This is a genomic window from Bacillus sp. iso_77 (assembly GCF_056173625.1).
Genome location: NZ_CM149683.1, coordinates 3,684,179 through 3,696,776 on the forward strand (window position 1 = coordinate 3,684,179; position 12,598 = coordinate 3,696,776).

11 protein-coding genes are annotated in these 12,598 nt (G+C 41.4%); 7 read left to right on the forward strand and 4 right to left on the reverse strand.

Going from position 1 to position 12,598, the window contains the following annotated elements:
- Positions 1 to 84 precede the first annotated feature (84 nt).
- A complete protein-coding gene (locus AC0VYC_RS18935) occupies positions 85 to 1,290 on the forward strand; it encodes a cytochrome P450 (RefSeq protein ID WP_407708790.1) in 1,206 nt (401 codons plus the stop codon).
- A 32-nt stretch (positions 1,291 to 1,322) separates the two neighbouring features.
- Here AC0VYC_RS18935 and AC0VYC_RS18940 read toward each other — a convergent pair whose 3' ends face one another.
- The 4 genes from AC0VYC_RS18940 to AC0VYC_RS18955 form a co-directional block, all read right to left on the reverse strand.
- Complete coding sequence (locus tag AC0VYC_RS18940; protein WP_024718459.1) at positions 1,323 to 1,736, reverse strand: VOC family protein; 414 nt, start codon at positions 1,734 to 1,736, stop codon at positions 1,323 to 1,325.
- Positions 1,737 to 1,867: 131 nt separating this feature from the next.
- Positions 1,868 to 3,232 (reverse strand): replicative DNA helicase, encoded by a 1,365-nt coding sequence (gene dnaB / locus AC0VYC_RS18945; RefSeq protein WP_003214779.1) that lies wholly within the window; start codon positions 3,230 to 3,232, stop codon positions 1,868 to 1,870.
- 284 nt (positions 3,233 to 3,516) lie between these two features.
- Positions 3,517 to 4,473: a DUF4885 family protein gene (locus AC0VYC_RS18950; protein ID WP_475389083.1), complete on the reverse strand. Its 957-nt coding sequence runs from the start codon at positions 4,471 to 4,473 to the stop codon at positions 3,517 to 3,519.
- Positions 4,470 to 5,417, reverse strand: a complete 948-nt coding sequence (locus tag AC0VYC_RS18955; protein ID WP_475389085.1) for a DUF4885 family protein — start codon at positions 5,415 to 5,417, stop codon at positions 4,470 to 4,472. Before AC0VYC_RS18955 ends, AC0VYC_RS18950 begins: the two co-directional genes overlap by 4 nt.
- Before the next feature lie 110 nt (positions 5,418 to 5,527).
- Between AC0VYC_RS18955 and AC0VYC_RS18960 the strand changes: the two genes are divergently transcribed.
- The 6 genes from AC0VYC_RS18960 to AC0VYC_RS18985 all read left to right on the forward strand — a co-directional run bounded on the left by AC0VYC_RS18960 (position 5,528) and on the right by AC0VYC_RS18985 (position 12,585).
- A complete protein-coding gene (locus tag AC0VYC_RS18960) occupies positions 5,528 to 6,385 on the forward strand; it encodes a hypothetical protein (protein ID WP_475389087.1) in 858 nt (285 codons plus the stop codon).
- A gap of 745 nt (positions 6,386 to 7,130) precedes the next feature.
- Positions 7,131 to 8,012: an alpha/beta hydrolase gene (locus AC0VYC_RS18965; RefSeq protein ID WP_045034903.1), complete on the forward strand. Its 882-nt coding sequence runs from the start codon at positions 7,131 to 7,133 to the stop codon at positions 8,010 to 8,012.
- A gap of 7 nt (positions 8,013 to 8,019) precedes the next feature.
- On the forward strand, positions 8,020 to 8,805 hold the full coding sequence (locus AC0VYC_RS18970) for a 2,3-dihydro-2,3-dihydroxybenzoate dehydrogenase (RefSeq protein ID WP_024718455.1): 786 nt from the start codon (positions 8,020 to 8,022) through the stop codon (positions 8,803 to 8,805).
- 26 nt (positions 8,806 to 8,831) lie between these two features.
- Positions 8,832 to 10,013, forward strand: coding sequence for an isochorismate synthase DhbC (gene dhbC / locus AC0VYC_RS18975; RefSeq protein WP_475389090.1), 1,182 nt, complete (start codon positions 8,832 to 8,834; stop codon positions 10,011 to 10,013).
- Between the two features lie 25 nt (positions 10,014 to 10,038).
- Positions 10,039 to 11,658 carry a (2,3-dihydroxybenzoyl)adenylate synthase gene (locus AC0VYC_RS18980; RefSeq protein WP_113767269.1) on the forward strand — a complete coding sequence of 540 codons (1,620 nt, stop codon included), beginning with the start codon at positions 10,039 to 10,041 and terminating at the stop codon, positions 11,656 to 11,658.
- 18 nt (positions 11,659 to 11,676) lie between these two features.
- Positions 11,677 to 12,585: an isochorismatase family protein gene (locus tag AC0VYC_RS18985; RefSeq protein ID WP_039169005.1), complete on the forward strand. Its 909-nt coding sequence runs from the start codon at positions 11,677 to 11,679 to the stop codon at positions 12,583 to 12,585.
- Positions 12,586 to 12,598: the final 13 nt, after the last annotated feature.

A 12,598-nucleotide genomic window follows, 5' to 3' on the forward strand; every position in this document is an offset into this window, starting at 1 on the left:
GAATCCTTTCTCCTGATGAATTACCTTTAAATCTAACACAGTGAAAAAAAGGAATCATCTGACAACCTATAAGGAGTGATGATCATGGAAACAACAACACCTAGTGCCGTTCAAAAAGCGTTATTAAGAGGGAAAAATAAGCAGGACCCGTATCACCCATTTGATTGGTACGCCAAAATGCGTCAAGAATCTCCTGTTCATTTTGATGAACACAGCCAAACATGGAGTGTCTTCACCTATGAAGAAGCAAAGCGCGTCACCATCGATAAAGATACCTTTTCTAGTCAACCTCCTCAAGACCACCGGAAACATTCACTGATGAAAACAATGGTCATGATGGACCCGCCAAAACATACACGAATCCGCTCCATTGTAAGCAAAGCCTTTACACCCCGGGTGATGAAATTGTGGGAACCACGCATTCAAGAGTTAATGGATGATCTCATTGCACAAATAGAAGGTAAGGAAGAGATTGATCTTGTTCAAGACATCTCCTATCCGCTTCCTGTGATTGTCATTGCAGAGCTTTTAGGTGTGCCAACAGAACATAAACAATCCTTTAAAGAATGGTCCGATATTCTCGTCAGCATGCCTAAAAGTGAAGAAGAAAGAGATGTCGTTGAATGGCAAAAAACACGGGATCAAGGCGAAGCGGACATGATGGCGTTTTTTGCTGACATCATTGAAAAGAAGCGGCAGAACCTTAGTGATGATTTGATTTCGCTTTTAATTCAAGCGGAGGAAAATGGAGACAAGCTGTCCGCAGACGAATTAATTCCTTTCTGCAATCTGCTCCTGTTAGCAGGCAACGAAACGACCACCAACCTGATCTCCAATATGATCTTTACTTTGTTAGAAAATCCGGGGTCGTATGAAGCGCTCGCTCAATCACCTGACCTCATTCCTCGTGCAGTGGAGGAGGCTGTCCGCTTTCGTGCCCCTGCGCCTACCATCGTCCGGTATGTCACAGAAGACACCGAACTTGGAGGGAAAGTCTTGAAAAAGGGAGACAGTGTGATTGTCTTTCTTGCTTCTGCGAACCGGGATGAGCGTCAATTTCCAAACGCACATGAGTACGATATACACCGGCACCCTAATCCTCATATTGGCTTCGGCCACGGCATTCATTTCTGCCTAGGCGCACCACTTGCTCGCCTGGAAGCCTGCACTGCCATCAAAGCCATACAGTCACGATATGAATCACTAGAGCTTCTCTCTTACGTCCCAATGACAAGCAGCGGTATGTATGGACTAAAAGCACTGAAGCTCCGTGTCACGCCTCGTTGCTAACAAAAAGGACTCCCACAAGATGGGAGTCTTTCTTAATCAGGTGTAATTCCTTCTGTATTCATGAGCACCACTCGATATCCATCTGGATCTTCAATCGTCACGCCTCCTCGATCCCAGTACGGGTTTGTAGAGGTGACATGCCGTCCGCCAGATGCGATCAGTCTCTTTTTCATCTGCTGAAATTCTTCTTCATCCGGAATATAGAATACAAGCAGTTGCTCTGGGTGGGGAACAGGCAAGCTTTCGTCTTCTTCATGTTTGGTGATTTCCAGATGAACATGCTGGTGAGGAAGCCCAAGCATGACCCCATCATACCCTTCATGCTGATCAAATGAGCCTATTCGTTTCAGCCCTAAACCTTCTTCATAAAAAGAAACAACCTCTTTCATGTTGACGGTCGGACGTGCGATGCGTAATTGAGCGGCTTCGAATTGTTGAAACTTCATCAGTCATCACTCCTTTTCTCTCCCTTTAGTATACGCTCTCTTTTTCTCCCACTCCTCCTCTTTTCGACTGTTTTTCAGTCATTCTTTCGATGTAGATGGATCAAAAAAAGCCCAGCTTCTTGAGCTGGGCTTTAAGCACCGGGCGGAACACCGGCATCGTCAAATCTTCTTTCTAAGTTGACGAATTTGTTATATTCTTTCACGAACGCCAGCGATACCGTTCCAACTGGACCGTTACGCTGTTTCGCAATAATAATTTCAATAATGTTCTTATTCTCTGATTCTTTGTCATAGTAATCATCACGATAAAGGAACGCCACAATATCGGCATCCTGCTCAATACTTCCTGATTCACGAATATCAGACATCATCGGACGTTTGTCCTGACGCTGCTCTACCCCACGAGAAAGCTGTGATAAAGCAATGACTGGCACTTCAAGTTCTCTTGCTAGTGACTTTAAAGCCCTAGAAATTTCAGATACCTCTTGCTGACGGTTATCGCTTGATCGTCCACTCCCTTGGATGAGCTGTAAGTAGTCAATCAGGATCATGCCAAGCCCGTTTTCTTGCTTCAAACGGCGGCATTTCGAGCGAATTTCACTGACTCTAATGCCAGGTGTATCATCAATGAAAATCCCACTGTTTGATAGCGAACCCATCGCCATTGTCAGCTTACCCCAGTCCTCTTCTGTGAGGTTACCGGTTCTTAGGTTTTGTGCATTGATATTTCCCTCGGCACAAAGCATACGCATGACCAGCTGCTCAGCGCCCATCTCTAAACTAAAGATGGCGACACTTTCATCTGTCTTGGTCGCAACGTTTTGTGCAATATTTAACGCGAAGGCTGTTTTCCCTACGGACGGACGAGCCGCTACAATAATCAGGTCATTTCGCTGGAAGCCAGCTGTCATCCGGTCAAGCTCTGAGAAACCCGTTGGAATCCCAGTGATATCACCTTTTCGATTATGAAGCTGTTCAATATTATCATATGTCTGAACAAGAACGTCTTTAATGTTTTGGAAAGCTCCTGAGTTTTTACGCTGAGCCACTTCCATAATGGTTTTTTCAGCATCACTCAATAGATCTTCTACTTCATCCTCACGCGTATATCCATCCTGTGCAATGGTTGTCGCTGTACGGATCAGACGTCTTAAAATGGATTTTTCTTCCACGATTTTCGCATAATATTCAATGTTTGCGGCAGTTGGGACAGAGTTCGCAATATCTGTTAAATACGAAATCCCGCCTACCTCTTCTAGTAAGTCTGTATTGGCAAGTTCTGATGTCACCGTGACAAGGTCAACCGGTTCCCCTCTATCACCAAGTACAAGCATCGCATTGTAAATCTTTTGATGCGACATTCTATAGAAATCCTCTGGAATTAATACCTCAGAAGCGAGCGTTAGCGCAGATGGTTCTAAAAAAACAGCACCTAATACGGCCTGCTCGGCTTCTATATTTTGCGGCGGCAGCCGGTCATCGAGAAGTTCCGTCATGCCAAGCACCGTCCTTTCATAAAAAAATACGCTACTCATCATTTTAACATTTTCATCAATAAAAAAGTGAAAAACATCAACTATAGTCAAAATTACCATGTCGATGTTTTGTTGAACAGCGAAACAACACACTTCAAATAGAAAAGACTCTGTAACATAAATTGTTATAGAGTCCTTTGTATGCTAATGGGATTTGTAGCTGTTGTTGTTCACACATGTGATCGATACTCCAACATGGCATGAACACGCACATGATCAAATATTGAAAATATCACGTGCGTTTTTTAATCTATCGTTTTCTTAACTCCGTAATTCACCTTTTGTCCAATGTCATATAAAGACCCGTTTTCATACCCAATAGATAACACCAAATCAGGAATAGAATCATACCCGTTCTTCGCTAGATCAAAGAGCTGTGCACCATAATGTGATGCAGCAATGCGGGCATTTTCTGCTGTGTATGGGTTTTTCAGAAGTTCTTCTTTGTAGATATCAAAAATATTTGCTCCGGTATCCGTTACAAATTGACCGTTTACAATGCTTAAATCTTTTAAATTGTAGCCTGTCACCGTTTTGATTTGATTGACAAGGTGAAACTTTGCAAGTGTATCCGGCGTGAATTGAGTCGAATCATCATTTCTACTTTTCATAATATGAAAAAATAGTTCTCTTGTATTGTTGCTTGTATTCAATATGTCTTCTATTTGTTTGACCAGCGACTCGTCAGTTGATCCACTCACCACTAATTTAAAATGATTCGGATCAATGGTAAAAGTTAAATTAGCATTTTTAGGAATGTTCAAACCATTGGTAGAAAACAAAGCTTGCAGTTGTTCGTTCACCTTCTGACGATTTAATAGTTTCTTTTCTACACTTTCTTGGGTAGGATCGTACCGTTTTTCATTACGGAAAATAGCATCATTGAAGTCATATTGTCCACCTTTATTATTCCTTGCCCAACTCATTTCCATCGTATAAGCAGCTTCTCTCTCCACTTTAGTTAGATCACTTCTGAAATAAGAAGAGTATGGATTTCGATACTTATCATATATATGACTCTGAGGATCTTTGAATCGTTTATTTTGTTCATTTATTTTTTCGTATTTTTCATCTAATATTTTCATTCGTCTATCAGATTCGGTCATCACTTCGTTTGTACTTTTAATAGCTGATTGGCTATTGTAGTCGGTAAAGTTCTGATTGTTAAGAACAGTTGCTGCGTTTGATGTATTGATCTTCACTTTGATACTCCGTAATTCACCTTTTGTCCAATGTCATATAAAGACCCGTTTTCATACCCAATAGATAACACCAAATCGGGAATAGAATCATACCCGTTCTTCGCTAAATCAAAGAGTTGTGCACCATAATGTGATGCAGCAATGCGGGCATTTTCTGCTGTGTATGGGTTTTTCAGAAGTTCTTCTTTGTAGATATCAAAAATATTTGCTCCGGTATCCGTTACAAATTGACCGTTTACAATGCTTAAATCTTTTAAATTGTAGCCTGTCACCGTTTTGATTTGATTGACAAGGTGGAACTTTGCAAGTGAATCCGGCGTGAATTGAGTCGAATCATCATTTCTACTTTTCATAATATGAAAAAATAGTTCTCTTGTATTGTTGCTTGTATTCAATATGTCTTCTATTTGTTTGATCAGTGATTCATCAGTTGTTCCACTCACCACTAATTTAAAATGATTAGGGTCAATGGTAAAAGTTAAATTAGCATTTTTAGGAATATTCAAACCATTGGTAGAAAACAAAGCTTGCAGTTGTTCGTTCACCTTTTGGCGATTTAATAGTTTCTTTTCTACACTTTCTTGGGTAGGATCGTACCGTTTTTCATTACGGAAAATAGCGTCATTGAAGTCATATTGTCCACCTGTTCCAGAATTAGCCCATCCAATTTCCATCGTATAAGCAGCTTCTCTCTCCACTTTAGTTAGATCACTTCTGAAATAAGGAGAGTGTTGATTTCGATACTTATCAAATATGTGACCATGAGGATCTTTGAATCGTTTATTTTGTTCATTTATTTTTTCGTATTTTTCATCTAATATTTTCATTCGTCTATCAGATTCGGTCATCACTTCGTTTGTACTTTTAATAGCTGATTGACCTTTAGCGTCTATTTGGTTCAAATTGTTCGAAGCACGGGCTGTGTATGACGTATTAATATTCATTTTAATTCTCCTTTTTTAAGAAAATAGTGATTATTAAATATATCGGCATTTCAGTTAAAATTTGTTAGTTTAATGTCGATATAGTAATTATTACAAGGGGGGGTTAATATATGACAAATACTATCTTTAAACATTTATTATTACCGTCATTATTATTGGCGCTTGTTACTAGTTTTTTTGTACCTACGTCAGCGGAAGCAGCTATTACAGGGAATAACAGTCCTAACACTGCAAGTTCAATGGGCTATTGGAAAAATAATCGTTCAGACACGACAATCTTACCTGAAGGTGAAAATGAAGCGTATTATCAGTTCACGATTAATAAAGGTGAAAGGGTTTATGTACGAAGTTCTTATAATAAGCAATATACGGGTATGAAAATCGAGGTGTATAATTCGAAGGGTTCTAAGCCAGGTTCCAGGGTGATTAATCCTGATTCAGTCACACCCTTTATTTTTGCAAATACTGGTGACCTGACTTCAACTTCAGAAACTTATTTTGTGAAAGTGACCCGTGGTACATATACAGGGAATATGTATTTTACTGTTTCCATTGAAGATCGTATTAAATCTGGAAATGGGACATTCAATTTTTCGGGGACGGCTACCAACTTGGGGAATTCATCTTTAAATTTTTTAGGGGTTGATTCTTCTGTCATTACAATGGATTTAACGAACAATTCTTCAATTCCTAAAAATGCAATCGTTAAATCAATTACGACAACTAGCACTCAAACACCAAACCAAGGGAATGTCACACACAAACTGATGGCTAGTGATAGTAACATTTGGTATCAATCACTTTTCTCCTCTGCAACAAGTGGTTCTTATCGTATATCTCTGGATGATCAATTAAGAGTCGCTCAAAAATGGAGCTTTAAGTACAACGCAAAAGCTACGGCGAGATCTACTATGAGCAATGTCAAAGCCGATATCCGTTACGAATATGATGTCACAGATGGATTTTAAGTGAATGATGTTGACAGATATGTACACCAATTGATCAAAAAGTAAGGGCACATCCCTTACTTTTTTTATTGCCTCATTTTTGATGCTATATGTTATTTCGCCACTCTACAGTGCTTGTCATGATTGCTTCGCTTCATGATATTTCGCCACTGTAAACGTATTTTTCAGCTTGAGCTGATTTTCAAGCAGATTTAGCCTCAGTTTTCCTAATGGGGGTTTCATTCTACCTACATTCCCTGCGATCTTGTCTTCCATAGAAAATTGTCTATGAATTTAAGCATGATATTGAATAAGTTGTGAATTAAGAACACTAACTTTCCCCAAAATCCACCTCTTTTTTTCTAAAAACACAAGAAGGTCTATAGACTTATTTTTCTCAAAATTATTTCAAGAAGAAAAACCTATATTTAATCATGATTCAAACAGAAGAAAATGGTAAATGTTTTGAGACTGTCAAGGTTTTTTGGCATTTCTACTCTGTTTTAATGACACAATCCGGCATTCTCTATTTCCAATCATTTGGTAGTTAGTTAGTCCTTTATTTTCTGAATATTTAGATCAAATTATCGATTATACCACTTTATGAACATTTGACTTCCTAATTGATAAACATTATCATTTGATTTGCTTGCGTGATAATTGAGAATCATTTTCATTTAAATTTTTATTACTACACTCATCCACTATCCGCAAGCCTGCTTTTATCATCATATGAGGTCAATTTGAGAAAGGGGATTTTCCACATATGGCCAAACGCACTGAAGGAATGGGTACTGATGATTCACTTTTTGGAGAAAGCCGTCCTTTTTTTATACCTGGGACGGAGCAACTAGATATCACAGCACACCCATACAGACTTTTTATATTTAAACCGAATACCACTCCTCCCGAAACTGGTTTTCCAGTCATGTACGTGCTTGATGGGAATTCACTTTTTGGCACAATGGTCGAAGCCATCCGTTTACAGTCAAGAAGACCTGAAAAAACAGGTGTCGTACCTGCTATTATTGTTGGAATTGGCTATCAGACAGAAGCGCCCTATCATCCGCTTAGGCATTATGATCTCACTCTTACCGGCCCTGACGTTTCCATTGGGGGTAAAAGAAAGGACTTCTCCATCCATACATATGGCGGCGCCTCTGCTTTCTTTTCTTTTTTAGAAAAGACGGTTAAGCCATACATTGAGCAGCGCTTTCCGATCAATCAGAGTCGTCAAACACTATTTGGCCATTCTCTTGGCGGGCTTTTTGTATTACACACACTATTTGAGCACCCTGACGCTTATCAGACATATATTGCGGGCAGTCCTTCTATCCACTGGAACAAAGAATTATTTCTAGAAAAAGAACACCAATTTACCAACCGCATCCGTCAAGTGCCTATGGATGTAAGGCTACTTGTAGGTGTAGGTGAGTTAGAAAAACATCATCCATGTCAAATGAATGCTCATGCAAAGTCTCTAGCCAATCGTATGCTGCCTTTATCCTCGTATGGCTTGCATACGACCTATCACGAATTTCCTGAAGAAGGACATACGTCTGTTTTACCAGTGCTGATGAATGACGCTTTTCGTTTTGCATTTTATCATCAAGATCCTTTAACAACTACAGACTTGAAAGAAAGGTAGTGAACACATGAAACAGAGTGGTCTGTCTCATAAAATTGCCCTTATTACAGGCGCAGGGCAAGGTATCGGACAAGCAGTCGCCAAAAGACTAGCAGATGAAGGTGCGATCATTGCAGCAGTTGACACAAATGAAGATCAGCTGCAAAGCACCGTGCAGAAGTTGAATGATAAAGGCATACGTGCCTTTGCCTATCCAGGTGACATTACCGACCAAGCATCTGTTCAGCACATTGTCGATCAAATTGAAAAGCAGCTTGGCCCCATTTATTTACTGGTCAATGTAGCAGGCATTCTTCGGATTAGTTCGATTGATCAGATTAGTACAGATGATTGGCACCAAACCTTCGCAGTCAATACACATGGTCTCTTTTACATATCCCAAGCTGTCTCCAAATACATGATGAAAAGATCAGAAGGGGTCATTGTGACTGTCAGTTCTAACGCAGGTGCCATTCCTAGAATGAATATGGCTGCCTATGCTGCTTCAAAAGCAGCAGCTACTTCTTTTACAAAAACGCTTGGATTAGAGCTGGCTACCTATGGCATCAGATGCAACGTCGTCTCGCCCGGCTCTACCGCAACACCTATGCAATGGGCTTTATGGTCTGATGAGCAAGGAGCAGATCAGGTGATTAAAGGTTCATTAGAGACGTATAAAACCGGTATTCCTTTACAAAAAATCGCTGACCCTCAACAGATTGCTGATGCAGTCATCTTCTTTGCATCTGAGCAATCCAGTCATATTACGATGCAGAATCTCACAATTGATGGTGGTGCAACACTCGGAATTTAGCATTTTATCAAAAAGGAGGCCTTTTCATGAAACATTCATTATTGTCGACAGAAGAAAAAGTACAGCTGATCCAAGACTATCAGCCAGGCGCATTTTTCCTTGCTTCTCCTAAACGAGCGTTACTTGCAGAGGGGATATTCCAGCATATTAAAACCAATCAACTCGATGAACTATCCAAAAAGGTAGCCCATGTTTTTGAGACTGCCAAACAAGCTGGTATTCAAACACCGATTGTTGCTGGTGCTGTTCCGTTTGATCCGGCGCAACCCGTTCGTTTAAATGTGCCAGTCCATGTACAGTTTAGTGATCCACTCGAATTTCATCAAAGTGATGAGGAATCAGAAGTGACATCACCATCCTATGAGGTGACACCTGTCCCTTCTCCTGAAGTCTACATGAATGGTGTGAACGAAGGGTTAGCTAAAATTGAAAAAGGAGAGCTTAGCAAAATCGTCATTTCTCGATCTCTCCATCTCAAATCAAATCAAGACATTCATACGAAAGCAATACTCGAACGGCTGGCTCGTCATAATACAACTGGTTATACGTTTGCTGCGAACGTAGCTGATCCGAAATCTTCCCAAAAGCGCACACTTCTTGGGGCAAGCCCTGAGCTGCTTCTTTCAAAAACTGGTTCATCTGTGATTTCCAATCCACTCGCTGGTTCTCGGCCACGCAGTACAGACCCCGTAGAAGACCAGCGTCGTCACGATGAACTTCTTACTTCTGCAAAGGATTTACACGAGCATGCAGTGGTTGTCGATGCTGTCACTAAAGCGCTTGCTCCTTACTGTCATACGTTAGATGTACCTGCATCACCATCCGTCATACAGACAGAAACGATGTGGCATTTATCTACTGTGGTCAAAGGTGAATTAACAGATTCCAATGTGTCCTCCATTGATTTAGCGCTTAGCCTCCATCCAACACCCGCAGTATGCGGAACACCTACAGCAGATGCACGTGAAGCCATTCAAGCGATTGAACCCTTCGATCGAGGATTTTTCACAGGAATGGTCGGCTGGGCAGATGCAAATGGTGATGGAGATTGGATTGTCACCATTCGCTGTGCAGAAGCTGAAGGTCACTCCCTTCGCCTCTTTGCTGGTGCAGGAGTGGTCAAAGGATCAAAGGCAGAAGAAGAGCTAGCCGAAACATCTGCAAAATTCAACACGATGCTTCATGCGATGGGCATCCATCAGCTATAAAAATACATAGGAGATGACAAAAGACATGTTTGTTCAACCACCTACATGGCCAGAAGAATTTGCAAAACGCTACCGTGAAAACGGCTGTTGGCGTGGAGAAACCTTTAGCGGGATGCTTCGTGAACGCGCCGTATCGTTAGGAAATAAAACAGCGATTACATACGCTGATACACACATGAGCTATCAAGAACTTGATGAGCGCGTCAGCAGTCTTGCCGCCGGTTTTCATCAGCTTGGAATCCAAAAGGGAAGTCGAGTTGTCGTGCAGCTACCTAACATTCCTGCTTTTTTTGAAGTCGTTTTCGCTTTATTTCGTATCGGTGCTTTACCCGTCTTCTCACTGCCATCTCATAGAAGCAGTGAAATCACTTATTTTATTGAATTTGCCGAAGCAGACGCATATGTCATACCAGATGTCGATAGCGGCTTTGATTATCGATCACTCGCTCGTCAAGTGAAAGAAAAACTTCCCTCATTACCTCATGTCATTGTTGCAGGAGAAGCTGAGGAATTCCTAGACTTGGATGATTTGCGCAAGGACCCAGCGCTCGATCCACAAATACATGTAGAGGCAAGCGACATTGCGTTTCTTCAGTTATCTGGAGGAAGCACAGGCCTTTCTAAGCTCATACCCCGTACACATGATGACTATATTTATAGTCTTTGGAAAAGCAATGAGGTGTGCGAGCTCACACAACATAGTGTGTATCTAGCTACACTTCCAGTTGCACACAACTATCCATTAAGCTCGCCTGGCGTTCTTGGGACATTATACGCTGGTGGAAGAGTCGTTCTTGCACCTGGATCAAGCCCTGATGTCGTCTTTCCACTCATTGAAAAAGAACGGGCGACTATTACCGCTGTCGTTCCACCAATTGCATTGATTTGGCTCGAAGCCGCTCCTCATCGATCAGATGACTTATCGAGTCTTGAGGTCTTACAAGTCGGTGGTGCTAAATTAAGTGCTGAGGCAGCAAAACGAGTGATGCCTGCCCTTGGGTGTAAGTTACAGCAAGTTTTTGGCATGGCAGAAGGTCTGGTCAACTATACCAGATTGGATGACCCTGAACATGTCATTATCCATACACAAGGACGCCCGATGTCTGAATATGATGAGGTACTAGTGGTAGACGATGAGGACAAGCCCGTCCCGAATGAAGTGGCTGGACACCTTTTAACAAGAGGACCTTATACGATTCGCGGCTACTATAAAGCCGATGAACAAAACAAAAAAGCATTTACACCCGATGGCTTCTACAGAACAGGTGACATCGTGCGATTAACCAAAGAAGGAAATGTTGTTGTAGAAGGCAGAGACAAGGATCAAATCAATCGTGGTGGCGAAAAGGTTGCTGCTGAAGAAGTTGAAAACCATTTACTTGCGCATCCTGACATTCATGATGCCGCCATGGTGTCCATGCCAGATCCATTTCTTGGCGAACGCTCATGTGCCTTTGTTATTGCGAAAGGAAACAACAAACCAGCACCGCATGTCTTAAAGTTATTTCTAAGAGAACGTGGGCTCGCTGCCTATAAAATTCCTGACCGCATTGAATGGATTGATGCGTTCCCACAAACAGGTGTAGGAAAAATCAGTAAAAAAGCATTAAGAGAATTAGCTGCAATCCATACTGCCAACGTATAAAAAAGAGGAGTGAAAACCATGGCAATCCCTACTATTCCTGCGTATCCAATGCCAAGCATACATGATTTACCCGAAAATAAAGTGAACTGGATCCCTGATCCGAAACGTGCTGTCTTGCTGATACATGACATGCAGCAATATTTTTTAAATGCATTTCAACAAGATACTTCACCGATTACAGAGTTAGTGCAGCATATTGAACAATTACGTGATACATGCAAAGAACTCGGCATTCCAGTCGTCTATACAGCTCAACCTGGTGATCAAGACCCGAAGGATCGTGCCTTATTAACCGATTTTTGGGGACCTGGTCTTGGTGATGATGAAGCATTGACAAAAATCATTGATCAGCTTGCTCCATCTGAATCAGATACAATGCTGACAAAATGGCGTTATAGCGCATTCAAAAAATCCAACTTTTTAGATCTTCTTCACGAAGGCGGACGTGATCAACTGATCATTACTGGCGTATATGCACATATTGGATGTATGCTGACAGCCGCAGAAGCATTCATGTTCGATATTGAAACCTTTTTTGTCGCCGATGCCGTCGCTGACTTTTCACTTAAGCATCACAAAATGGCAATGACCTATGCAGCTGAACGCTGTGCAGTCACCACAACGACAAACCAAATCATCAGTCGTTTAACAGGACAAGAAGCAAACAGTGATGACCTATCCTTTGATGCCATCGTTCACCAAGTAGCTGAGTATCTTCAAATCAATCCAAATGAAATACCGCTTGACGAGAATCTCGTCTACCTTGGCCTTGATTCAATTAGAATGATGAGCCTAGCGGAAAAGTGGAGACAGCAAGGAGCAACAGTCAATTTCGTTGAGCTTGCAGCAAATCCAACGCTCATGTCTTGGCGGACTCTTCTTTTCCCAGAAAAACAGCCATCTATCCCAAATATCGATTACTTGTAAAGGAGGTTTAGGC

Coding starts and splice junctions, on each gene's coding strand:
- AC0VYC_RS18935 (WP_407708790.1), top strand. CDS start 85: ATGGAAACAACAACACCTAGTGCCGTTCAAAAAGCGTTATTAAGAGGG.
- AC0VYC_RS18940 (WP_024718459.1), bottom strand. CDS start 1,736: ATGAAGTTTCAACAATTCGAAGCCGCTCAATTACGCATCGCACGTCCG.
- dnaB (WP_003214779.1), bottom strand. CDS start 3,232: ATGACGGAACTTCTCGATGACCGGCTGCCGCCGCAAAATATAGAAGCC.
- AC0VYC_RS18955 (WP_475389085.1), bottom strand. CDS start 5,417: ATGAATATTAATACGTCATACACAGCCCGTGCTTCGAACAATTTGAAC.
- AC0VYC_RS18960 (WP_475389087.1), top strand. CDS start 5,528: ATGACAAATACTATCTTTAAACATTTATTATTACCGTCATTATTATTG.
- AC0VYC_RS18965 (WP_045034903.1), top strand. CDS start 7,131: ATGGCCAAACGCACTGAAGGAATGGGTACTGATGATTCACTTTTTGGA.
- AC0VYC_RS18970 (WP_024718455.1), top strand. CDS start 8,020: ATGAAACAGAGTGGTCTGTCTCATAAAATTGCCCTTATTACAGGCGCA.
- dhbC (WP_475389090.1), top strand. CDS start 8,832: ATGAAACATTCATTATTGTCGACAGAAGAAAAAGTACAGCTGATCCAA.
- AC0VYC_RS18980 (WP_113767269.1), top strand. CDS start 10,039: ATGTTTGTTCAACCACCTACATGGCCAGAAGAATTTGCAAAACGCTAC.
- AC0VYC_RS18985 (WP_039169005.1), top strand. CDS start 11,677: ATGGCAATCCCTACTATTCCTGCGTATCCAATGCCAAGCATACATGAT.